This window comes from Rhodococcus sp. MurmanLake-1, from assembly GCF_056945715.1.
Genome location: NZ_JBWZNF010000013.1, coordinates 109,384 through 132,108, shown reverse-complemented (window position 1 = coordinate 132,108; position 22,725 = coordinate 109,384). Strand labels below are relative to the sequence as shown.

Sequence of the window (22,725 nt, the reverse complement as noted above, 5' to 3'; positions counted from 1 at the left end):
AATGACCATCGCACGAGGCCGCGGCGATCAGTTCCTGCTGAAGAGCCGCAAAGTTGCCAGAATTCCAGTGAACGCGTTGGACCGCGCTGGCGAGCAGATGTCGTTCTACGCGCGCGCCATCGCATGGACCCCGCGCACCCTGCATCGGTACCGGAAGGAGACGCTTCGGCTGCTCGCCGAAGTGACCTTCGGTAGCGGTGCGCTCGCAGTCATCGGCGGAACGATCGGTGTCATCGCGATGATGTCGGGATTCACCGGTGTCGTCGTCGGTCTGCAGGGCTTCGCCGCTCTGGAGCAGTTGGGTAGCTCGGTCCTGACCGGCTTCCTGTCCGCATACGTCAACACCCGTGAGATCGCTCCGATCGTTGCGGCTCTTGCGCTCTCGGCCACGGTGGGTTGTGGTTTCACCGCTCAACTCGGCGCTATGCGAATCTCCGAAGAGATCGATGCACTGGAGGTCATGGCAGTTCCGTCAGTGCCGTTCCTGGTCACCACCCGCATGATCGCCGGCTTCGTCGCCGTCATCCCGCTGTACATCGTGGGTCTGCTTGCGGCGTACCTCGCGTCGCGAGTGATCAGTACGGTGTTCAACGGGCAGTCGACGGGCTCGTACGACCACTACTTCAATCTGTTCCTGCCACCGCAGGACGTGCTGTATTCGTTTGCGAAAGTCTTGGTCTTCGCCTTCGTGCTGATTCTGATCCACTGCTACTACGGGTTCCATGCCTCGGGTGGTCCCGCAGGCGTCGGCGTGGCCGTCGGCCGCGCTGTTCGCGCCGCAATCGTCACGATCGCCGTTCTCGACTTCTTCCTCAGCCTCGCAATCTGGGGCACCACGACGACAGTGAGGGTGGCCGGATGATCGAGGCTCCGTCAGTCCTGCGCCGCCGTGTGCTCGGACTCGTGTTCTTCGTGGTGTTGGCACTGTTCCTGGCCTTCACCATCGGAACCTTCAACAAGACGTTCAAGGACGTCGTGAAGATCGACCTCGTCACCGACACCGTCGGAAATGCATTGCCACCCAACGCGGACGTCAAGGTTCGTGGTCTGCTGGTCGGCGAGGTGCGATCCGCGTCGACAAAAGACGGCCAGGTCACCTCGGTCCTCGCGATCGAACCGGACAAGGCTGATCTGATTCCGTCGAACGTGACGGCACGTCTGCTCCCGAAGACGCTTTTCGGTGAGCGATACGTCTCCCTGATCATTCCGGAGGGAACCACCGCTGCTCCGATTTCCGCGGGAACGGTGATCCAGCAGGACAAGAGCGGAAACGCTGTCGAGGTCGGCGACGTTCTGGACGGACTGCTCCCACTTCTGCAGGCGATTCCGCCGCAGGATCTGGCGAACACTCTGGGTTCTCTCGCGCAGGGTCTGACGGGGCGCGGCGCTGAGCTCGGTCTGACGGTCGATCGTCTCGAGGAGATCTTCCGCGGCGTCAATACCGAACTGCCCGCGGTTCAAGAGGATCTGCGCAAGTTCGCGGACTTCTCCCAGACATACTCGGACGCTGCGCCCGATCTGATCAACGCTCTCGACAATCTGCGGACCACGGGTAACACGGTGGTTCAGAAGCAGGACCAGTTGCGGACTCTGCTGGCGTCGCTCACCGTGACATCGTCGGACACCGCAGCCTTCCTCGAAGCGAACTCGTCCTCGATCATCACGCTCGCTGCGGATTCGAAGGAAGCTCTCCAGCTTCTGGCTCAGTACTCACCGACGTTCGGGTGCACGTTCAAGGGCTTCTCGGACACCGCCCCGGAAGCTGCCAAGATCCTGTCCACCGACGCGCCCAATCCTGGTGTGCGTGCGAGTATTCAGATCGTGAACCCCAAGGGGCGCTACCTGCCCAACCAGGACGAGCCACGGCTCGTCGACAACCGCGGCCCGGTTTGCTACGACAACGTCACCGAGCCAGGTCGTCCGTTCCCGCAGTACCCCGGTGGTTCGTACGGTGACGGTTCCTACCAGGTTCCTTCCCGCAATCCCGGTCCCGCCACCATGGAATTCCTGCCTGCACCCGAGGGCTCAGGACCTCAGTTGTTCTCGACCAACAACAGCGGTCCTGCTCAGCAGGCCGGCTACGCGGGCTCGAAACTCGAAGAGGATACGTTGAAGGTGATCTACGGACAGGCCAACGGTGTTGCGCCGGACGATGTTCCGGCGTGGACCACGATGGTCAGTGCTCCGGCATTTTCCGGTGCGGAGGTGAGCGTCCAATGAGAGGACTCGCAGCTCCACTGACAAAGCTCATCATCTTCGTGGTGGTCACCGTCCTGGCGACAGGATTGCTGGCCGCCAGCATCGCCAACCTCGGCGGCGGCGGAGGCACCAAGTTCAACGCAGTGTTCTCCGACGTCACCTCGTTGAACGAGGGTGACGAGGTGCGCATCGCCGGTGTTCGTGTCGGACAGGTCGAGAAGATCGCGATCGTCAACGACAACCAGGCCGAGGTGCAGTTCTCGGTGTCCGACCGTGATTGGTTGCCTGCCAGTTCCATCGCCACGATCCGGTTCCGCAACCTGGTCGGGCAGCGATACATTTCGCTCTCGCAAGGTGAAGGCAGCCAGGGGCAGAAGATCACCGGCGGCGACACCCTGCCGCTGGCGCAGACTCGCCCGGCAGTCAATCTCACGACGCTGTTCAACGGCTTCAAGCCGCTGTTCACCACCCTGAGCGCTGACGACGTCAACAAGCTGTCCTACCAGATCATCCAGGTCTTCCAGGGGGAGTCCGGCACCATCAGCGAACTCGTCCGCAACACAGCGAGTTTGACCAACACCGTCGCGGACAAGGACGCCGTCATCGGGGCGGTGATCAAGAACCTCAACGACGTTCTCGACACAGTCAACGCGAACGACAAGAACCTCGATTCGCTGATCGTCAACACCCAGCAACTCGTCACCGGGTTGGCCAACGAGCGTGGTGTCGTCGGTTCGGCCGTCACCTCACTCGCCGGGTTGACCGATGCGACGGCAGATCTGCTCGAGCCGACGCGGCCGTCGATTCAGGGCTCGATCACGGCGCTCAACACGCTGGCGACGACGCTCAACCGTCGTAGTGACGACGTGAACGCGGTGCTCGAGACCTTGCCGGTCAAGCTCGACAAGCTCGCTCGCGTAGCGAGTTACGGTTCCTGGTTCCAGTTCTACCTGTGCGGAATCGACATCGTTGCCGGTCCCGGACAGTCTGCCTCGCTGAATCTGCCCACCGGCCTGCCGACGGTCAATCAGCCGATTTACACCAACGCGGCCACGCGATGCACTCAAGACGGTATGAGGGAGTTGCAAGGTCGATGAGTAAACGTCGCAGTCCGGCAATGGCCGGAGCCATCGGTATCTTCGTGGTGCTGTTGGCCACTTTGTCCGCGTTCTTCCTCGATTCGCTTCCGTTCGTGGGAGCCGGCTCGTCCTACTCCGCCGAGTTCTCCGAAGCTGCGGGTCTCAAGCCTGGCAACGAGGTTCGTATCGCCGGCGTGAAGGTCGGCAAGGTCACTTCCGTCGATCTCGACGGTGACCGTGTTCTCGTCGACTTCAAGGTCAGTGACGCGTGGGTGGGAGATCAAACCTCTGCGTCCATTCAGATCAAGACGATTCTGGGACAGAAGTACCTCGCACTCGATCCGCGCGGAACCGACAACCTCGATCCCAAGGACCGGATTCCGCTCGAGCGCACCACCTCTCCGTACGACGTCGTTCAGGCCTTCTCGGCAGCGGCGGACACCGTCGGCGACATCGACACCGACCAGTTGGCGAAGAGCATGGAGACGTTGTCCCAGGCATTCTCCGAGACACCTGGCGATGTCCGCGCTTCGCTCGACGGTGTCAGCCGGCTGTCGCAGACGATCGCGAGCCGCGATCAGGACCTGCAGAAGCTCTTCGCCGCCACCGGGAAGACGTCGCAGATTCTTGCGGATCGCAACAAGGAATTCACCCAGCTGATCCGTGACGGCGGACTTCTGGTGCAGGAACTCAACAATCGCCAGCAAGCGATTTCGCAGCTGCTCACCGGAACTCAGCGCGTCTCTCAGCAGCTCACCGGTCTCGTTCGTGACAACGAGGCGGCAATCGGGCCGGCGCTGACGCAGCTCAACGGCGTCATCGACATCTTGAAGGCCAACAACGAGAACTTGGACAAGGCACTGAAGCTCTACGAACCCTTCATTCGCTTGTACGCCAACGTGGTCGGCAACGGCCGTTGGTTCGACCAGGTCGTCGTGAACCTCCTTCCGCCGGGTCTGCCGGATATTCCGGGCTACCGTGACCCCGTTCGTACGTTGGGAGGCAACTGATGGCTGATACTGCCGAAGCCGGAAGCGGCTCCAAGAAGCGCTCGGTCGCGATCATCGCCGCTGTTCTGATCGGGTTACTCGTAATCGGTGGCGCGCTGTGGTGGGTGTTCACTCGCGCCGGTACCACCAAGATCACCGCCTACTTCGACAAGTCGGTGGGTATCTACGACGGTTCCGACGTTCGTGTTCTCGGTGTCAAGGTCGGCACCGTCGAATCCGTCGAACCTCAGGGAGATCAGGTCAAGGTCGAGTTGCGCGTCGATCGTGGGATCGACATCCCCGCCGGTGCCAGTGCCGCTCAGATCACGCCTTCGGTGGTTGCCGACCGCTACATCCAGCTGACACCGGTCTTCACCGGCGGCGACAAGATGGCCAGCGGTGCAGTCATTCCGATCGAGAAGACGGCGACGCCCGTCGAGGTCGACCAGTTGTACTCCAGCATCGACGAACTCGCGTCGGCGCTCGGTCCCGAAGGTGCCAACAAGAACGGCGCGCTGTCCGATTTCGTCGAGACGGGTGCGGCCAACCTCGAGGGCAACGGTGAAGCGTTGGGAGACAGCATCACCAACCTCTCGGATGCCGCACGGACGCTCAATGATTCGCGTGACAACATCTCGCTCACCATCAAGAACCTGGATACTTTCGTGGGCGCTCTCGCGGCCAACGATCAGCAGGTGCGCCAGTTCAACACTCAGTTGTCGGACCTGACCGGATTCTTGGCAGGTGAGCGCGACGATCTCGGTGCCGCTCTGAACCAGCTCTCGATTGCTCTCGGCGACGTTGCGAAGTTCGTGGCAGACAACCGTGATCAACTGGTCCAGACAACCGAGGGTCTCGTCGAACCGACACAGACATTGGCGAACAACAAGGAAGCACTGGCCAACACGCTCACCATGCTTCCGCTGGCGATCTCCAACCTGGTCAACTCGTACGACGCCGAATCAGGTGTGCTGGCTTCACGTCTGGCGTTCCCTGATCTTCAGAACCCGGCCGGCGTGCTCTGCAAGTTGATGGACCTCGGCAAGCTGTTGCCCGGTGATCCTCGGTTCGAGGCATTGGGAAGGCAGATGCAACCGGCTATCGACCAGTGCGCAAACGTCGCGGCGATGACCGACGCAGCCAATCAGGCTGCAGGCCTGAACCTTCCCTTCGGCATCCTTGCCGGTTCCGAACGACAGATGCAGGTAGTTCCGGGCACTGTGCCCGGCGTCGTGTCACCGCGACTGACCAGTGGAAACGGGGAGGGCGAGTGAAGCGTTCATTGATAGTCGGCGCCGGACTGTGCGCCGTCCTGATCTCGGCAACAGCCTGCTCGTCCGAGGGAATCTACGCGGTTCCGCTTCCCGGCGGTCCCGATGTGGGTTCCGATCCGATGCACTTGACCATTCAGTTCGACGATGTCTTGGACCTTGTTCCGCAGTCCGCTGTGAAGGTCGACGGTGTTCCGGTCGGTCGAGTCGACGACGTGTCGGTCGGACCGGACGGATGGACCGCGGACGTCGGAATCATCCTCGACTCGTCGGTTGATCTACCCGCCAACGCAATTGCCGCGGTCGAGCAGACCAACCTGCTCGGCGAGAAGTTCATCCAGTTGTCGGCCCCGCCGTCCGGACCGGACTCTGCGAAGCTGGCCGACGGAGACCTGATTCCGCTCGATCGCACTCGCCACGCCACGGAGATCGAGCAGGTTCTCGGCGCATTGTCGCTGCTGCTCAACGGCGGCGGTGTGGGCCAGTTGCAACCCATCGTCGAAGAACTCGGGGCCGCATTCGACGGTCGCGAGGGCAAGACGAGAAGTCTTCTGGAGCAGGCGAACACACTCATCGGTGGACTCAACGAACAGCGTGACGACATCACCCGCGCGCTCGACGGCCTGGATGTGCTCTCGACCCGCGTCAACGATCAGAACGAGAAGATCGGGAAGATTCTCGAGGAACTCCCCGTTGCGACACAGGTTCTCAACGAGCAGCGCCCGCAGCTGACGCAGATGCTTGCTCAGGTGGATCGACTCGGAACAGTGGGAACCGACGTCCTCACACAGTCCAAGGACGATCTGATCGCTGATCTTCAGGCTCTGCGTCCAACGCTGCAGGCGCTCGCAGACTCCGGTGACGACTTCGTCGGGGCACTTCCTTTCCTTCCGACGTTCCCGTTCCCGGACGGTGTCGAGAAGATTGCGCAGGGCGGTTCCGTGAACCTCTTCCTGAGCGTCGACTTGCAGATCGGCAACACTCTCTCGGGTCTCGGTGTCGGACAGGGTGAACCGGAATACCGTCAGCCGAAGTTCGGCAACCCAAAGCCGGTGGTAGATCCGTCCAACCCGTACTACAACGGAAACGGACCGCGGCCGGGTTGGCCGACGGTGTCGCTGCTGCCGATCGCTCCGATCCTGCCGCAGATCCCCGTCGTCGCCGGTCTACCCGCCACCACGGCCAGTGACCCGGCAACACCGGCTCCGGCAGCGGACCCACTCAACCCCATCCAGGGAATGCTGGAACAGTTCGGAATCGGTGGTGATGGACAGTGAGATCAGCTCTGGTCAGATGGCAGCTCGTCGGCTTCGTGGTGGTCGCGCTCCTGGGTCTCATCTACGTCGGCGCCAAGTACGTGCGTCTGGACAACCTCATGGGGTTCGGTCAGTACACGGTCAAGACCGAATTGGCCACGTCCGGTGGAATTTTCACCAACGCCGAGGTGACGTATCGCGGTGTGCCGGTCGGTCGAGTGGGCGACATGTCGTTGACCGAGGACGGAATTCAGGTCGACCTGAAGATCGACAACAGTGCTCCGGAGATTCCCGCGTCGGCCCGTGCAGTCGTGGCCAACCGCTCCGCCATCGGTGAGCAGTACGTCGACCTTCAGCCCGATACAGATCAGGGACCGTTCCTCGCGGACGGCTCGGTGATCGCGGTGGGGGACACCACAACTCCGATCCCGATCGAGGATGTGCTGACCAGCGCCAACGGCTTGGTCAAGTCCGTGCCGGTCGACGCGCTCCACACCGTCGCCGTCGAACTCGGTGCCGCATTCAACGGCAAGGGCGAGGACATTCAGGTCCTGGCCGATTCGCTGTCCGGTCTGTCGCAGTCCGGGCTCGACACTCTGCCTCAGACGCTCGCGCTGATTCGGAACAGTGAGACGGTACTGACGACGCAGTCGGATCAGTCCTCCGCGATCAAGCAGTTCAGTACCGATCTCGATGCTGTCACGGCGCAGTTGCGGACCAGCGATCCGGACATCCGTCGCTTGATCGACAACGGCATCCCGGCCAGCGATCAGATCGGTGCCCTCATCAACGAGGCGGGCCCGAGCCTGACGACTGACCTGACAAATCTTGCCGCGACCACCAAGACGCTTGCACCCCGAACGATCGCGCTGCAGCCGTTCCTGATCTTCCTTCCCGGCCTGGCCGCTGCCGCACCGACGGTTGCTCCCGGCGACGGAACGGTCCATCAGGGCTTGGTGCTCGAGACCAACAATCCGCTCTCGTGCACGGTGGGTTACGAAGGCACCATGGCGATCCTGGACGAGATGAAGCGTCAGAATCCCAATTTCGACGACACCCAGCAGGACTTCCCGCTCAACACCGCCGCGTCGTGTGAGACGCCGCTGGGCAGCGAGACGGGCGTCCGCAGTGCCAACCGCGTGGTGTACGCCGATCCCGACACGATCCAGCCTTGGGACTTCAAGCCGAAGGTCGATCCGGACAAGTTGAACCTCAACCCGATCGCGACGCAGTTGGCGCCGTTGCTCGGAGTGACACCGAAGTAGACCGATCCGAATGTGGTCGAGTTTGTGCAGTTCAGGCTACTGAGTTGTGGCAGTTGACGATTCGCGGCCAGAGGCTGGGCAAAACAGGTAAGTAGGGTAGTGAGTGTGATTCAGAGAAACAGTTCCCCGCAGTCCGGCGGGCCCGAGCAAGTCGAATCGGGAGCGCCGACAACCGGTAGACCGAAGGGGCTGACAGCGTCTCTGATTGCGGTCGGTGTCTTGCTTCTGGCGGCAGTGGTTGCGCTCGGTGTGTTCGGCGTCCCGTACGTTCGGGCGCTCACCACCGACCGCACCACAGCCGAGATGCGTGACGACGCGCTGATCGGTGCGCAGCAAGTCGCGATCAACCTCAACAACGCGGATTCGGCCAATCTCGACCAGTCGATCGAGAACATGCGTTCTTCGGTGACCGGTGACGAGATGACGACGTATCTGCAGACCGTTCAGGATTCGATCACCGACGAGTTGCGTAACTCGGGTTCGAAGGCTGACACCGAAGTTGTGCAGTCCGCGCTGACCGAGCTCAATACCGATGACCGGACCGCCACGGCACTGGTCGTCGTTCGAGTCACCACGACCCAGGGCAACCAGTTCGTCAAGAATCAGCTCGGCATGCGGCTGGGCATGGTCGAGGTCGACGGGGTCTGGAAGGCGCAGTCCGCTGATCCGATCGGATCGCGGCTCGATCTCGGCTCGGGCACTCTGCCGGCTGCCGACGGCTCCACGCCTGCTCCTGACGCAACGCCCGCACCCGGTTCGGGGACCGAAGCACCGGCATCCGGTGCTCCTGCACCGACAACCGAGGGTGGTGATTCCGGTGGCCAGTAGTTCGTCGAACCTGCACACCGACATCCCTCGAAGGAGAAGCGCGTAATGCCACCCAAACGTCGTACCGGCGGACCGTCCTCCCCTCAGAACCGTCGGCCGAAGATCGCTGGAAGCGCTCGTTCGCTCAACGTCCCCGCGGGGACGTCCGACTCGGACCCGGTCGAGCCCACGATCGAACAGCCGGAAGAAGAGACACAGGAGGCTGTGAAGCCAGAGGTTGCGAAGCCGAAGGTTGCGGAGCCGACGCTCACGAAGGCCGAGTCCGGAGACATCGAGCCGCCGAAGACGGAAACCGACGCTCCGGAATCCACACCAGGCCCCGATCTGACCAAACCGGCGAAAACCGTCGCAGACGAGCCCAAGGCCCCTGCTACCCCGGAGACGGGCGCGGGGGAGTCGGCGACAACACCTACACAATCCAAGGCCGGTTGGCGCCTGGTCGCGATCCTGGGGGCCGCAGCGGTCATCGTCGCGATCCTCGCCGGCATCGCCTTCTTCAAAGTCGGCGCGAAGACGGACGACATCGCCTGGGTGGACGAAGGCGCCACGGCTGAGGTTCTTCGTGTGACGCCGTCGGCGTTGGCTGCAGTCTTCACGTTCTCGCCCGACACGTTCGACGCCGATTTCGACAAGGGTGTTCAGGGCCTGAACCAGTCGATGCGCGATCAGCTGACCCAGTACAAGGACACGCAGAAGGCCGGCGTCGAACAAACTCAGACGGCAACGACCGCTGATGTCCCGCTGATCGGGATCACACGACTCGAGAAGGACCGGGCGCAGTTGCTCGCCCAACTGAACGTCAGTTCGACGCAGAACGGCGTGGCGGCAGACTCTCGCTCCGGAATGGTCATCGTGAGTCTGGAGAAGCAGGACGGAAACTGGCTGATCTCGGAGATTCGCGACCAGTAGCTCGGAGATTCGCGACCAGTAGCACCTGCGTACCAGCGCGAAGATCTGGACCGACGCACGATGTCGGTCCAGATTTTTCGTATGTGACGTCGTTGCTGGCTACACTTCCGGTGGCAGTGTTCGAATGCGCGTCACGAATGTTCGAATGCTGCGACACGCGCTCTCGCCCTTGACGGAGCGGTCCGCAAGGTCCACTCTGATCGGTGAACATGCACGGACGAGTGATCGGCAGTCTCACGTCAGTATCTGAATTCGACCCTCAGTTACACCCGACTCGACATTTCCAGAGTAAGGGTGTACTTTTGGACGTTGCGCTGGCTGCCTCCTGTCCACCCCTCGTCTCAACCGCTGCGAAGTCAAGTACTTCTTGCTTTCTGCGACGGGTTTCGTTCGGGTTGTAACCAGCGAAATTCGAAGCAGATACAGCGGCGGTCGCAACAGCACGGAGCGGCCCGCGTGAGGTGCTGGAAGGACGCATCTTGGCAGTCTCTAGCCAGACCAAGGCAGTTTCCGGAATCCCCGGAGCCCCGAAGAGGGTTTCGTTCGCGAAAGTTCGCGAACCCCTCGAAGTTCCCGGGCTTCTTGACGTACAGACAGATTCGTTCGAGTGGCTGATCGGCGCGCAGAGTTGGCGTGAACGAGCAGCGGCACTCGGCGACAATGCAGTGTCCGGTGGTCTCGAGGACATCCTCGCGGAGCTTTCTCCGATCGAGGATTTCAACGGCACTATGTCGCTGTCCTTCTCCGACCCTCGATTCGACGAGGTCAAGGCCTCGACGGACGAGTGCAAAGACAAGGACATGACCTACGCGGCGCCGTTGTTCGTCACCGCGGAGTTCATCAACAACAACACTGGTGAGATCAAGAGCCAGACGGTCTTCATGGGAGATTTCCCGATGATGACCGACAAGGGCACCTTCATCATCAACGGCACCGAGCGTGTGGTCGTCTCGCAGCTCGTGCGTTCCCCCGGTGTGTACTTCGACATGAGCGTCGACAAGAGCACCGAGAAGGATCTGCACAGCGTCAAGGTGATCCCGGGTCGCGGCGCATGGCTCGAGTTCGACGTCGACAAGCGCGACACCGTTGGTGTCCGTATCGACCGCAAGCGTCGTCAGCCTGTCACCGTCCTGCTCAAGGCACTCGGCTGGACCACCGAGCAGATCACGGAGCGCTTCGGCTTCTCCGAGATCCTCATGGCCACGCTGGAGAAGGACAACACCGCCGGCACCGATGAGGCGTTGCTCGACATCTACCGCAAGCTGCGTCCGGGCGAGCCCCCCACCAAGGAGAGCGCGCAGACCCTGCTGGAGAACCTGTTCTTCAAGGACAAGCGCTACGACCTCGCTCGCGTGGGTCGTTACAAGATCAACAAGAAGCTCGGCCTGAACGCGGGTCAGCCGATCGTTGCATCCACGCTCACCGAAGAAGACATCGTCGCCACCGTCGAGTACCTCGTGCGTCTGCACGCAGGTGACACCTCGATGACGGCTCCGGGCGGCGTCGAGGTTCCCGTCGAGGTCGACGACATCGACCACTTCGGCAACCGTCGTCTGCGTACCGTCGGCGAGCTCATTCAGAACCAGATCCGCGTGGGCCTGTCCCGCATGGAGCGTGTGGTTCGTGAGCGCATGACCACGCAGGACGTCGAGGCAATCACGCCTCAGACGCTGATCAACATCCGTCCCGTCGTCGCTGCGATCAGGGAGTTCTTCGGAACCTCCCAGCTGTCGCAGTTCATGGACCAGAACAACCCGCTGTCGGGGCTGACGCACAAGCGTCGTCTGTCCGCCCTCGGCCCGGGTGGTCTGTCCCGTGAGCGCGCCGGCCTCGAGGTTCGCGACGTTCACCCGTCGCACTACGGCCGCATGTGCCCGATCGAGACCCCGGAAGGCCCGAACATCGGCCTGATCGGTTCGCTGTCGGTCTACGCCCGCGTCAACCCGTTCGGTTTCATCGAGACCCCGTACCGTCGCGTCGTCGACGGACAGGTGACCGACGAGGTCGACTACCTGACCGCTGACGAAGAAGACCGCCACGTAGTCGCGCAGGCCAACTCGGCCATCGACCGCGAGGGTCGCTTCACCGACTCGAAGATTCTCGTCCGCCGTAAGGGTGGCGAGGTCGAGTTCGTCGCGTCCTCCGACATCGACTACATGGACGTTTCGCCGCGTCAGATGGTGTCCGTCGCAACCGCGATGATTCCGTTCCTCGAGCACGACGATGCAAACCGTGCCCTGATGGGCGCGAACATGCAGCGTCAGGCTGTCCCGCTGGTTCGCAGCGAGGCACCTCTCGTCGGAACCGGCATGGAGCTGCGTGCAGCTGTGGATGCCGGCGACGTCATCATCACCGAGAAGACCGGTGTCGTGGAGGAGATCTCCGCGGACTACGTCACGGTGATGGCTGACGACGGAAGCCGCAAGACGTACCGGATGCGCAAGTTCGCGCGTTCCAACCAGGGCACGTGCGCCAACCAGCGTCCGATCGTGGACGAGGGACAGCGTGTCGAGGCCGGCCAGGTTCTGGCCGACGGCCCTTGCACCGAGAACGGTGAGATGGCGCTGGGCAAGAACTTGCTCGTCGCGATCATGCCGTGGGAAGGCCACAACTACGAGGACGCGATCATTCTGTCGCAGCGTCTCGTGGAAGAGGACGTCCTGACCTCGATTCACATCGAGGAGCACGAGATCGATGCCCGCGACACCAAGCTCGGTGCCGAGGAAATCACTCGCGACATCCCGAACGTCTCCGACGAGGTCCTCGCCGACCTCGACGAGCGCGGCATCATCCGTATCGGTGCCGAGGTTCGTGACGGCGACGTGCTGGTCGGAAAGGTCACGCCGAAGGGCGAGACCGAGCTGACCCCCGAAGAGCGCCTCCTTCGCGCCATCTTCGGTGAGAAGGCTCGCGAGGTTCGTGACACGTCCCTCAAGGTTCCTCACGGTGAGACCGGCAAGGTCATCGGAATCCGCGTGTTCTCACGTGACGAAGACGACGATCTGCCTCCCGGTGTCAACGAGTTGGTCCGCGTCTACGTGGCACAGAAGCGCAAGATCCAGGACGGCGACAAGCTCGCCGGCCGCCACGGTAACAAGGGCGTCATCGGCAAGATCCTGCCGCAGGAAGACATGCCGTTCCTCTCGGACGGCACGCCTGTCGACATCATCTTGAACACGCACGGTGTCCCGCGTCGTATGAACATCGGTCAGGTCTTGGAGACCCACCTCGGGTGGATCGGCAAGACCGGCTGGAACATTCAGATCGCGTCCGACGGCACTCGTCCCGACTGGGCTGCGACCCTGCCGGAAGAGATGCTGTCCGCTCCGGCCGACTCGAACATCGCCACCCCGGTGTTCGACGGTGCGAAGGAAGACGAGCTCACCGGTCTCCTCGGCGCGACGCTGCCGAACCGTGACGGCGAGCAGATGGTCGGACCCGACGGAAAGGCCACCTTGTTCGACGGCCGCTCCGGCGAACCGTTCCCGTACCCGGTCTCGGTCGGTTACATGTACATCATCAAGCTGCACCACTTGGTCGACGACAAGATCCACGCTCGTTCGACCGGTCCGTACTCGATGATCACGCAGCAGCCTCTCGGTGGTAAGGCCCAGTTCGGTGGCCAGCGCTTCGGTGAGATGGAGTGCTGGGCGATGCAGGCCTACGGCGCGGCTTACACGCTGCAGGAACTGCTGACCATCAAGTCGGACGACGTGGTCGGTCGAGTCAAGGTGTACGAAGCCATCGTCAAGGGCGAGAACATCCCCGAACCCGGCATCCCCGAGTCGTTCAAGGTGCTCCTCAAGGAGCTCCAGTCGCTCTGCCTCAACGTGGAGGTGCTGTCCTCGGACGGCGCGGCCATCACGATGGCGGACGGCGACGACGAGGACTTGGAGCGGGCCGCAGCGAACCTGGGCATCAACCTGTCCAGGAACGAAGCTGCGACGGTCGACGACCTCGCGAACTAGGTTTCGGTCCCCGGGTTGCTCTTGAAAGAGCGGCCCGGGGGCGTAGTTCACATTTGAATTGGCAGTCAGGTTGCCGGGTGACCGGCAACCGTAACCCCAACGGGGAAAGGAAGTTACGTGCTCGACGTCAACTTCTTCGATGAACTCCGCATTGGCTTGGCCAGTGCAGAGGACATCCGCAATTGGTCCTACGGCGAGGTCAAGAAGCCGGAGACCATCAACTACCGCACGCTCAAGCCCGAGAAGGACGGCCTCTTCTGCGAGAAGATCTTCGGCCCCACCCGGGACTGGGAGTGCTACTGCGGTAAGTACAAGCGTGTCCGCTTCAAGGGCATCATCTGTGAGCGCTGTGGCGTCGAGGTCACTCGCGCCAAGGTTCGTCGTGAGCGTATGGGTCACATCGAACTGGCCGCACCGGTCACGCACATCTGGTACTTCAAGGGTGTTCCGAGCCGTCTCGGTTACCTGCTCGACCTGGCTCCGAAGGATCTCGAAAAGATCATCTACTTCGCTGCCTACGTCATCGTCGGCGTCGACGAGGAGCTCCGTCACAACGAGCTTTCCACCCTCGAAGCCGAGATGCAGGTCGAGAAGAAGACCGTCGCAGATCAGCGCGACGCCGATCTCGAGGCACGTGCGCAGAAGCTCGAAGCCGACATCGCCGAGCTCGAGGCAGAGGGCGCGAAGTCCGATGTCCGCCGCAAGGTCAAGGACGGCGGCGAGCGCGAAATGCGTCAGCTCCGTGACCGCGCGCAGCGTGAGCTGGATCGTCTCGACGAGATCTGGACCACCTTCACCAAGCTGAGCGTCAAGCAGCTCATCATCGACGAGCTCCTGTACCGCGAGCTGGTCGACCGTTACGGCGAGTACTTCACGGGTGCGATGGGCGCAGAGTCCATCCAGATCCTGATGCAGAACTTCGACCTCGACGCCGAGGCAGAGTCTCTCCGTGAGACCATCCGCAGCGGCAAGGGCCAGAAGAAGCTGCGTGCACTCAAGCGCCTCAAGGTGGTTGCGGCATTCCAGACCAACGGCAACTCGCCGATGGGCATGGTCCTCAACGCTGTTCCGGTGATCCCGCCGGAGCTTCGCCCGATGGTTCAGCTCGACGGTGGACGTTTCGCGACGTCCGACCTCAACGACCTGTACCGCCGCGTCATCAACCGCAACAACCGCCTCAAGCGACTGATCGACCTCGGTGCTCCCGAGATCATCGTCAACAACGAGAAGCGGATGCTGCAGGAGTCGGTCGACGCCCTGTTCGACAACGGTCGTCGTGGACGTCCGGTCACCGGACCGGGTAACCGCCCGCTGAAGTCCCTGAGCGATCTGCTCAAGGGCAAGCAGGGTCGTTTCCGTCAGAACCTGCTCGGTAAGCGCGTCGACTACTCGGGTCGTTCCGTGATCGTCGTCGGTCCTCAGCTCAAGCTGCACCAGTGTGGTCTGCCCAAGCTGATGGCTCTCGAGCTGTTCAAGCCGTTCGTGATGAAGCGTCTGGTCGATCTCAACCACGCGCAGAACATCAAGTCGGCCAAGCGCATGGTCGAGCGCAAGCGCGTCCAGGTGTGGGACGTCCTCGAAGAGGTCATCGCCGAGCACCCCGTGCTGCTCAACCGTGCACCTACGCTGCACCGTCTGGGTATCCAGGCATTCGAGCCGCAGCTCGTCGAGGGCAAGGCCATTCAGCTCCACCCGCTGGTGTGTGAGGCCTTCAACGCCGACTTCGACGGTGACCAGATGGCTGTTCACCTCCCGCTGTCGGCAGAGGCTCAGGCCGAGGCCCGCATCCTGATGCTGTCCTCGAACAACATCCTCTCGCCTGCTTCGGGTCGCCCGCTCGCCATGCCGCGTCTGGACATGGTCACGGGTCTGTTCCACCTGACCCGTCTCGACGAGGGTGTCACCGGTGAGCTCGTTGCTCCGACCAACGACGAGGCAGAGCAGGGCGTGTACTCCTCGCCCGCCGAGGCTCAGATGGCAGTCGACCGCGGCGCGCTCTCGGTTCAGGCTCAGATCAAGGTGCGTCTGACGCAGCAGCGTCCGCCGCGCGACCTCGAGAACGAACTGTTCCCCGAGGGCTGGAAATACGGTGACGGCTGGACCGCCACCACGACACTCGGCCGTGTGCTCTTCAACGAGCTGCTTCCGGCGGACTACCCGTTCGTCAACGAGCAGATGCCGAAGAAGCGCCAGGCGACGATCATCAACGATCTCGCCGAGCGGTACCCGATGATCGTGGTTGCTCAGACCGTCGACAAGCTCAAGGACGTCGGGTTCTACTGGGCCACCCGTTCGGGTGTCACGGTCTCGATTTCCGACGTGCTCGTGCCGCCGGAGAAGCCTGCCATCATCGAGGACTTCGAGGCTCAGGCCGACAAGATCGAGAAGCAGTACCAGCGTGGTGCTCTGGACAAGAAGGAGCGCAACAGCGCTCTGGTCACCATTTGGCAGGAAGCGACCGACAAGGTCGGCAAGGCCATGGAGGCTCACTTCCCCGACAGCAACCCGATCCCGATGATCGTGAAGTCCGGCGCAGCCGGCAACATGACTCAGGTTCGCTCGCTCGCCGGTATGAAGGGTCTGGTGACAAACCCGAAGGGTGAGTTCATCCCGCGTCCGATCAAGTCTTCCTTCAAGGAAGGCCTGACCGTTCTCGAGTACTTCATCAACACGCACGGTGCTCGTAAGGGTCTGGCCGATACCGCACTCCGCACCGCCGACTCGGGTTACCTGACCCGTCGTCTGGTGGACGTTTCGCAGGACGTCATCGTCCGCGAGGTCGACTGTGGAACAGAGCGCGGCATCGTCACCACGATCGCCGAGAAGCAGGCCGACGGCACGATGATCCGCGATGCTCACGTGGAGACCAGCACGTACGCCCGTACCTTGGCGGCCGATGCAGTCGACGCGAACGGCACCGTCATCGTCGAGCGTGGCCACGATCTCGGTGACCCCGCGATCGATGCTCTGCTCGACGCCGGCATCACGACGGTCAAGGTCCGCTCGGTCCTGACCTGCACCACCGGCACCGGCGTTTGCGCCACTTGCTACGGCCGTTCGATGGCCACCGGCAAGCTGGTCGACATCGGTGAGGCTGTCGGTATCGTCGCCGCACAGTCGATCGGTGAGCCCGGTACCCAGCTGACCATGCGTACCTTCCACCAGGGTGGTGTCGCAGGAGATGACATCACCGGTGGTCTGCCGCGTGTCCAGGAGCTGTTCGAGGCACGTGTGCCCAAGGGCAAGGCTCCTATCGCGGACGTCACCGGTCGGGTACAGCTCGAAGACGGCGATCGTTTCTACAAGATCACCATCGTTCCGGACGACGGCGGCGAAGAGGTTGTCTACGACAAGCTCAGCAAGCGTCAGCGTCTGCGCGTCTTCAAGCATGCCGACGGTCGCGAAAGCCTCTTGGCTGACGGTGACCACGTCGAGGTCGGACAGCAGCTCATGGAAGGTGCTGCCGATCCCCACGAGGTCCTGCGAGTCATGGGTCCGCGTCAGGTTCAGATCCACTTGGTCAACGAGGTCCAGGAGGTGTACCGGAGCCAGGGTGTGTCGATCCACGACAAGCACATCGAGGTCATCGTGCGCCAGATGCTTCGTCGCGTGACGATCATCGATTCCGGTGCCACCGAGTTCCTGCCCGGTTCGCTCACCGAGCGCGCCGAGTTCGAGTCGGCAAACCGCCGCGTTGTCGCCGAGGGTGGCGAGCCCGCAGCCGGCCGTCCGGTGCTCATGGGTATCACGAAGGCGTCGCTCGCGACGGATTCGTGGCTGTCCGCGGCATCGTTCCAGGAGACCACTCGTGTCTTGACCGACGCGGCTATCAACTGCCGCTCGGACAAGCTGATCGGTCTGAAGGAAAATGTCATCATCGGCAAGCTGATCCCTGCCGGTACCGGTATCAACCGTTACCGCAACATCCAGGTTCAGCCGACCGAAGAGGCACGCGCCGCTGCTTACGCAGTGCCGTCGTACGACGACCAGTACTACAGCCCGGACGGCTTCGGCCAGAACACCGGTGCTGCAGTTCCGCTGGACGACTACGGCTTCAGCAACGACTACCGCTAAGCGTTAGTTCGTAGAAAATCCCCCCACCTCGAAAGAGGTGGGGGGATTTTTCATCTCGCTCGCTTCAGGAGTTGCTGCCGCTGAGATCCGGGATGACGATCTCCTGGACAGCCCACTTGTTGCCGTCGGGGTCGGCGAAGTAGATGAATCTGCCCCAAGCCTGGTCGTCGATCGGGCTGATGTCGATGCCGCGGCTCTTGAACTCGCGCTCAGCCTCTTCGATGTCCTTGACCACTACCTGCATGCCGACGACGGAACCGGGCTCGGCGTCGGTGATTCCCTTGCCGATGCAGATCGAGCAGGCCGAACCGGGTGGGGTCAGCTGGACGAAGCGCAGGTCCTCGCTGACCGTGTGATCGTGGTCGGCGTTGAAGCCGAGGCGGACGTAGAAGTCCTTGGCGCGGTCGATGTCGGTGACGGGAATGGCGACCAGTTCGAGCTTGATGTCCATGACGTGCCCTTCATGTGATGGTGGATTCCGGCGACAGGTCCAGTGTTGCGGGTATTGCGGTCAGAAACGGTCCTCATTAGGCGTTCGGATGAAACTTTCCGAATTCCTTGTTGCTCCGAGAGTGCTTCTCTCACTTCTCGACCGATCCCGAACCAGGAGCGGATACCCCGACTCCGCAGCTCTGACGCATTCCGTCGAACGCGCCGCGCACGCCGACGCTCTCGGCTACCACCGGTTCTGGGTGGCCGAGCATCACGCGGTGCCCGGGATCGGGAGCGGGTCGCCGGCAGTGCTGCTTGCCGCGATCGGCGCGCATACGCGCGATATCAGACTCGGGAGCGGTGGGGTCATGCTGCCGAATCACCAACCGCTGATCGTCGCCGAGCAGTTCTTGATGCTCGAGGCGCTGTACCCGGGGCGAATCGATCTCGGCCTCGGCCGATCGCTGGGATTCACGGAACCTGTTCGTCAGGCACTACGACGCAGCAAGGATGCTCCGGACACGTTTGCGTCAGATCTCGATGAGGTGAGGCGCTATCTGGACGGATCCGCGGCAGTGACGGCACGGCCGGCGTCGGAGACCGGGGTGCCGATCTTCGTACTCGCGACGCGTACAGGTTTGAAAGTGGCAGCGCAACTGGGGCTTCCGGTGGTCGTGGGTGGGCCGATACTCGGAATCGGGAGCACCGACCGGGTGGATGCATTGGACGAGTACCGCCGAGCTTTCCGGGCCACCGACGCTCATCCCGAACCCTATGTGGTGGTTTCTCTCGAAGTGGCGGTTGCCGATACCACCGACGCGGCGCGTGAGTTGCTGATCCCGGAGGCATACGCGCTCGCAGAATCGTCACGGACGGGGGAGTTTCCGCCGCTCGCGTCGCTGGACGAGATCAGGCGCGCCCCGCGCAGTGATCGAAATGCCAGACGTATCGAGTCGTTCATGGCGTCGGCGCTGCACGGCACACCTGTCGAGGTGAAACAACAGCTTCACGATCTCGCCGAGCGGACCGGTGCCGACGAAGTGCTGGCGTCGACGTCAACGTACGACCGTGACGCGCTTGCACTTTCGGACCGCCTTCTACGTGAGGTGCTTTAGCGGTGTGGTTGATCTAACGGGGCACGTGAAACTCGAGCAAAGTGGCGACGGAGTCGTCGAGTTCGGTCCACGGCACCGGTACGGAGAGGACGGCGATCGCCGAAGTGGGGAACTTGTCGCGGATACGTTGGGCCGCTTCGGAGTTTTCGTTCGACGCGAGATCGAGTGCAGTCCAGGGAATTCCGGGTTCGTGTCCGACGATCAGGAGCGTCTTGACGTGGTCGGACGTGGTTCGCGCAGCTGCAATGACGTCTGCGGGTGAGCCGCCGAAGATGGACTTCTCGAATCCGGCGGGAGCTTCGATTCCCGTCGAGGCAAGGGTTTCGACGGTCCGCCGGGAGGTGGAGCACAGAACGGCGTCTACGGGCGGGACGTTTTCGCGGATCCATTCGCCGCCGATGCGGGCCTCGCGCAGGCCCCGTTCGGCGAGCGGACGCTCGTGATCACGGATGCCATCGGGGTAGCTGGACTTGCCGTGTCGCATGAGGACGAGGGTGCGGTGGTCGGCCATGCGTTCACGGTATCCGCTTTGTGCCCGTCAGTCCGGTTACTCTGGATGGTCAGGACCTTGAAGGAGGTTTCGATGGCCGGTAAGAAGCTCGATCGAACTAATGCCCGAACTGCACTCGAGGTGGTACGCGAAAGCCCCACCATCGCTTTCATCACCGTTGCCCCGGCAGTGGTCGTGTTCGGCGTGGTGTGGTGGCTCTTCGGTTTCTGGGCCGCGATTCTTCTTGCGCTGGTGTTCGGTGTCGCGGCTGTCGCGACCCAGAAACTGCGTTAGAGGGCGCTCACCTGCGCAACTGCGCGGAGCGCTTCGCCGACCAGGAACCAGACCGTGACGGTCTTGTCGTCGACGCGGCTGCGCAGGACGACGTCGTCGCTGGAGACGATGGGGGAGAGGTACTCGATCAGTGCTCGATGCGGAACTGTACGCAGTTCGGTGCGCGCGCTGAGGACCTCTTCGACTGCCTGCCAGTAGACGGCGTTGTTGACGTGGTCGAACGGGTCGATATCCGTGGCGCGCAGAGCGAACGGCGTGTCCAGAACACCCGCGTCGTCTGCCTCCGGTGCGTTCTCGGCGAGGACACGCTTCCACTTCAGGCGATGCTCGTCGGTGGATTCTTCCAACGGCCGCATGAAGTCGTCGCTCATCCTGGTGGGCATGCCTGACTCGGCGCTGATGTTGATCCAGAAGCCTTCGGTTTCCATCAGCGCGCCGTTGCTGCCGTCGAAGCGCACGCGCATGTTCGCCCATCTCGTGGAGAAGCCGGAGCACCAGCGAGTCATCGTCAACTCTTCCGGCCAGATCGCCGGGCGTACGACATCGACGACCGTACGACGCACTATCCAGAGCGGATGAGTGTCGATGGCGCCGGCGGCTTCGATGTTGTCGTTGCCGATGTCCTGCAGATAACGGGCGACGGCGTCGAGCCTGACCTGCTTGGCGACGTCGATGTCGCCGGTACGGACCGGGCGGGACTTGACGAAGATCGGTCCTCTGTCTGGCTGCGGCGCGAGCGTGAGATCTGGGTTCACGTGAGATTCCTGTTCGCTGGAGTGAGCCGATTCTGTCAGGCTTTTCAGCGAGTGGCGATTATCTGCTTTCCGCAGCCGGAACCGTCGACCATTCGTGCCACGGCGACGGCGGTGTCGGCAAGGGGATGAACGGAGTCGATCACCGGGGTGATGACACCTGCGTCGATCATTGCCGTCAGCACCTCCAGATCCTCGGCGTTCTCCGAAGCCATCAAAGACCCGAGCTTCTGAGATACGAACGGAGACAAGCACAGTGCGCGGATTTGGCGATCGATTCCGCCGAGCCACCGTCCGCCGTTCTCGCCGCCCACGATCACGAGCCTTCCGGTGCGTGTGAGCGCCCGTCGAAGATCTCGCAGTCGGCGGTTGCCGCCGGTGTCGATGATGACGTCGTACCGATGCGATCCGTCGGTGGCGTCGTCGACGCGGTAGTCGAGAACCTCGTCGGCACCGAGGGAGCGGACGGTATCGGTTTTCGAGGTGCTGCATACGCCGGTGACGAGCGCGCCCATGGCTTTTGCCACCTGCACCGCGTAGATCCCGACGCCACCGGATGCACCGAGAACGAGGACGGATTGCCCCGCCTGCACACGGCCGTGGTCGCGCACGGCTTGCAGCGCTGTGAGGGCGGAGACCGGCACCGCTGCTGCTTGTGCGAACGACAACCGGGCAGGTTTTGCGGCAATCTTCGTCTCGAGTGCGCACGCGTACTCCGCAAACGAACCGACCGCGATCCCGTATACCTCCTGGCCGACTGCCACGCGGGTCACCGAACTGCCGACGGCCTCGACTCGGCCGGACACGTCCAGTCCGCGGACCCGGTTCTCAGGTCTGCGAAGTCCAAATCCCGCGAGGCGCAACGGATATGGCAGTCCGGCCATGAGATGCCATGCCCCGCGGTCGACGGACGCGGCCTCGACGCGAATCAGCACTTCGTTGTCGGCGACAGTGGGGCGCGGAATGTGGTCGAGGTAGAGAACGTCGGCTTCGCCGTAGCGATCCTGTACGACGGCGGTCATCAGTTCCTGCGGCATGCGAGTCTCCGTTCGTCGAATGCTTACACCGTAAGTATTGCACTTACGGTGTAAGTTTTGTCAATGTGGAGAAGCGCACAAGATTGACCCGAGATCACGTTGTACGCGCTGCCGTGGCGCTTGCAGATTCCGTCGGAATCGATTCGATGACCATGCGGAAGCTGGGGACCGAACTTGGCGTCGAGGCGATGTCTCTGTACAACCATGTTTCGGACAAGGGGGATCTGCTCGACGGAATGGTCGACGCGGTCTTTGCGGAGATCGATCTTCCGACGCCGGGACTGCCGTGGCGAACGGAAGTTCACGCGCGAGCGGTATCGACTCGGGAGGTGCTGGGGAGGCACCCGTGGGCAACTCCGTTGATGGAGTCCCGAACGACGCCTGGTCCCGCGACCCTACGCCACCACGACGCCGTCATCGGAACACTACGCGCTGCCGACTTTCCGGTCGCCCTTGCTGCGCATGCCTTTTCGATCATGGATGCGTACATCTACGGCTTCGTGCTGCAAGAGGTGAGCTTGCCGTTCGAAACAGCGCAGGAAACGACGGAACTGGCGAAGGCGATCATGGGCTCGTTCGAGAGCGGTCAGTATCCGCACCTGGCCGAGCTGACCACCGAGCACGTCCTAGCTCCGGGATACAGCTACGCCGCCGAATTCGCTTTCGGTCTTGATCTGATTCTCGACGGACTCGAACGTCTGCACATCGGGAGCGAACGATGATCTGACGTGAGTACCGGGTTAAAGTCGAGAAAACCGGGTTACCGG

General features: G+C 62.4%; 18 protein-coding genes. 14 read left to right on the top strand and 4 right to left on the bottom strand.

What is annotated here, in order from left to right:
* The first annotated feature begins 1 nt into the window (after position 1).
* The 11 genes from AC2ETI_RS27145 (at position 2) to AC2ETI_RS27095 (ending at position 17,838) form a co-directional block, all read left to right on the top strand.
* Positions 2 to 862, top strand: coding sequence for an MlaE family ABC transporter permease (locus AC2ETI_RS27145; RefSeq protein ID WP_003941894.1), 861 nt, complete (start codon positions 2 to 4; stop codon positions 860 to 862).
* Positions 859 to 2,220 (top strand): MCE family protein, encoded by a 1,362-nt coding sequence (locus AC2ETI_RS27140; RefSeq protein WP_019744311.1) that lies wholly within the window; start codon positions 859 to 861, stop codon positions 2,218 to 2,220. Before AC2ETI_RS27145 ends, AC2ETI_RS27140 begins: the two co-directional genes overlap by 4 nt.
* A complete protein-coding gene (locus AC2ETI_RS27135) occupies positions 2,217 to 3,296 on the top strand; it encodes an MCE family protein (RefSeq protein ID WP_019744310.1) in 1,080 nt (359 codons plus the stop codon). Before AC2ETI_RS27140 ends, AC2ETI_RS27135 begins: the two co-directional genes overlap by 4 nt.
* Positions 3,293 to 4,288 carry an MCE family protein gene (locus AC2ETI_RS27130; protein WP_003942053.1) on the top strand — a complete coding sequence of 332 codons (996 nt, stop codon included), beginning with the start codon at positions 3,293 to 3,295 and terminating at the stop codon, positions 4,286 to 4,288. Before AC2ETI_RS27135 ends, AC2ETI_RS27130 begins: the two co-directional genes overlap by 4 nt.
* Positions 4,288 to 5,541, top strand: a complete 1,254-nt coding sequence (locus AC2ETI_RS27125) for an MCE family protein (protein ID WP_003941941.1) — start codon at positions 4,288 to 4,290, stop codon at positions 5,539 to 5,541. The genes AC2ETI_RS27130 and AC2ETI_RS27125 overlap by 1 nt, the downstream gene beginning before the upstream one ends.
* Positions 5,538 to 6,815: an MCE family protein gene (locus tag AC2ETI_RS27120; RefSeq protein ID WP_483634667.1), complete on the top strand. Its 1,278-nt coding sequence runs from the start codon at positions 5,538 to 5,540 to the stop codon at positions 6,813 to 6,815. The genes AC2ETI_RS27125 and AC2ETI_RS27120 overlap by 4 nt, the downstream gene beginning before the upstream one ends.
* Positions 6,812 to 8,059, top strand: a complete 1,248-nt coding sequence (locus tag AC2ETI_RS27115; RefSeq protein WP_019744308.1) for an MCE family protein — start codon at positions 6,812 to 6,814, stop codon at positions 8,057 to 8,059. The genes AC2ETI_RS27120 and AC2ETI_RS27115 overlap by 4 nt, the downstream gene beginning before the upstream one ends.
* A gap of 99 nt (positions 8,060 to 8,158) precedes the next feature.
* Positions 8,159 to 8,887, top strand: a complete 729-nt coding sequence (locus AC2ETI_RS27110) for a hypothetical protein (protein ID WP_019744307.1) — start codon at positions 8,159 to 8,161, stop codon at positions 8,885 to 8,887.
* Between the two features lie 45 nt (positions 8,888 to 8,932).
* On the top strand, positions 8,933 to 9,796 hold the full coding sequence (locus AC2ETI_RS27105; protein ID WP_483634666.1) for a hypothetical protein: 864 nt from the start codon (positions 8,933 to 8,935) through the stop codon (positions 9,794 to 9,796).
* Positions 9,797 to 10,257: 461 nt separating this feature from the next.
* Positions 10,258 to 13,764, top strand: a complete 3,507-nt coding sequence (gene rpoB, locus AC2ETI_RS27100; protein WP_019744305.1) for a DNA-directed RNA polymerase subunit beta — start codon at positions 10,258 to 10,260, stop codon at positions 13,762 to 13,764.
* A 117-nt stretch (positions 13,765 to 13,881) separates the two neighbouring features.
* Positions 13,882 to 17,838, top strand: coding sequence for a DNA-directed RNA polymerase subunit beta' (locus AC2ETI_RS27095; protein ID WP_021343470.1), 3,957 nt, complete (start codon positions 13,882 to 13,884; stop codon positions 17,836 to 17,838).
* Positions 17,839 to 17,902: 64 nt separating this feature from the next.
* Here the strand turns inward: AC2ETI_RS27095 and AC2ETI_RS27090 are convergent, their stop codons facing one another.
* Positions 17,903 to 18,289, bottom strand: a complete 387-nt coding sequence (locus tag AC2ETI_RS27090; RefSeq protein WP_003942070.1) for a glyoxalase superfamily protein — start codon at positions 18,287 to 18,289, stop codon at positions 17,903 to 17,905.
* Positions 18,290 to 18,377: 88 nt separating this feature from the next.
* On the opposite strand from AC2ETI_RS27090, the gene AC2ETI_RS27085 reads away from it, so the two are divergent.
* Positions 18,378 to 19,385, top strand: a complete 1,008-nt coding sequence (locus AC2ETI_RS27085) for an LLM class flavin-dependent oxidoreductase (RefSeq protein WP_070384961.1) — start codon at positions 18,378 to 18,380, stop codon at positions 19,383 to 19,385.
* Positions 19,386 to 19,398: 13 nt separating this feature from the next.
* Here AC2ETI_RS27085 and AC2ETI_RS27080 read toward each other — a convergent pair whose 3' ends face one another.
* Positions 19,399 to 19,896, bottom strand: a complete 498-nt coding sequence (locus AC2ETI_RS27080; RefSeq protein WP_483634665.1) for a SixA phosphatase family protein — start codon at positions 19,894 to 19,896, stop codon at positions 19,399 to 19,401.
* A gap of 72 nt (positions 19,897 to 19,968) precedes the next feature.
* Here AC2ETI_RS27080 and AC2ETI_RS27075 point away from each other — a divergent pair, with 72 nt between their 5' ends.
* Complete coding sequence (locus tag AC2ETI_RS27075; RefSeq protein ID WP_003941897.1) at positions 19,969 to 20,169, top strand: hypothetical protein; 201 nt, start codon at positions 19,969 to 19,971, stop codon at positions 20,167 to 20,169.
* Here AC2ETI_RS27075 and AC2ETI_RS27070 read toward each other — a convergent pair.
* Positions 20,166 to 20,924 carry an acyl-[acyl-carrier-protein] thioesterase gene (locus AC2ETI_RS27070; RefSeq protein WP_020906825.1) on the bottom strand — a complete coding sequence of 253 codons (759 nt, stop codon included), beginning with the start codon at positions 20,922 to 20,924 and terminating at the stop codon, positions 20,166 to 20,168. The genes AC2ETI_RS27075 and AC2ETI_RS27070 overlap by 4 nt on opposite strands.
* Positions 20,925 to 20,968: 44 nt before the next feature.
* The gene (locus tag AC2ETI_RS27065; protein WP_020906826.1) at positions 20,969 to 21,958 is read right to left on the bottom strand and encodes an NAD(P)-dependent alcohol dehydrogenase; all 990 of its coding nucleotides are present in this window, start codon (positions 21,956 to 21,958) and stop codon (positions 20,969 to 20,971) included.
* Positions 21,959 to 22,023: 65 nt separating this feature from the next.
* On the opposite strand from AC2ETI_RS27065, the gene AC2ETI_RS27060 reads away from it, so the two are divergent.
* Entirely contained in the window at positions 22,024 to 22,680 is a 657-nt protein-coding gene (locus tag AC2ETI_RS27060) for a TetR/AcrR family transcriptional regulator (RefSeq protein ID WP_019744300.1), read from the top strand.
* The last annotated feature ends 45 nt before the right edge of the window (positions 22,681 to 22,725 follow it).

Coding starts and splice junctions, on each gene's coding strand:
- AC2ETI_RS27145 (WP_003941894.1), top strand. CDS start 2: ATGACCATCGCACGAGGCCGCGGCGATCAGTTCCTGCTGAAGAGCCGC.
- AC2ETI_RS27140 (WP_019744311.1), top strand. CDS start 859: ATGATCGAGGCTCCGTCAGTCCTGCGCCGCCGTGTGCTCGGACTCGTG.
- AC2ETI_RS27135 (WP_019744310.1), top strand. CDS start 2,217: ATGAGAGGACTCGCAGCTCCACTGACAAAGCTCATCATCTTCGTGGTG.
- AC2ETI_RS27130 (WP_003942053.1), top strand. CDS start 3,293: ATGAGTAAACGTCGCAGTCCGGCAATGGCCGGAGCCATCGGTATCTTC.
- AC2ETI_RS27125 (WP_003941941.1), top strand. CDS start 4,288: ATGGCTGATACTGCCGAAGCCGGAAGCGGCTCCAAGAAGCGCTCGGTC.
- AC2ETI_RS27105 (WP_483634666.1), top strand. CDS start 8,933: ATGCCACCCAAACGTCGTACCGGCGGACCGTCCTCCCCTCAGAACCGT.
- AC2ETI_RS27090 (WP_003942070.1), bottom strand. CDS start 18,289: ATGGACATCAAGCTCGAACTGGTCGCCATTCCCGTCACCGACATCGAC.
- AC2ETI_RS27085 (WP_070384961.1), top strand. CDS start 18,378: ATGAAACTTTCCGAATTCCTTGTTGCTCCGAGAGTGCTTCTCTCACTT.
- AC2ETI_RS27080 (WP_483634665.1), bottom strand. CDS start 19,896: ATGGCCGACCACCGCACCCTCGTCCTCATGCGACACGGCAAGTCCAGC.
- AC2ETI_RS27075 (WP_003941897.1), top strand. CDS start 19,969: ATGGCCGGTAAGAAGCTCGATCGAACTAATGCCCGAACTGCACTCGAG.
- AC2ETI_RS27065 (WP_020906826.1), bottom strand. CDS start 21,958: ATGCCGCAGGAACTGATGACCGCCGTCGTACAGGATCGCTACGGCGAA.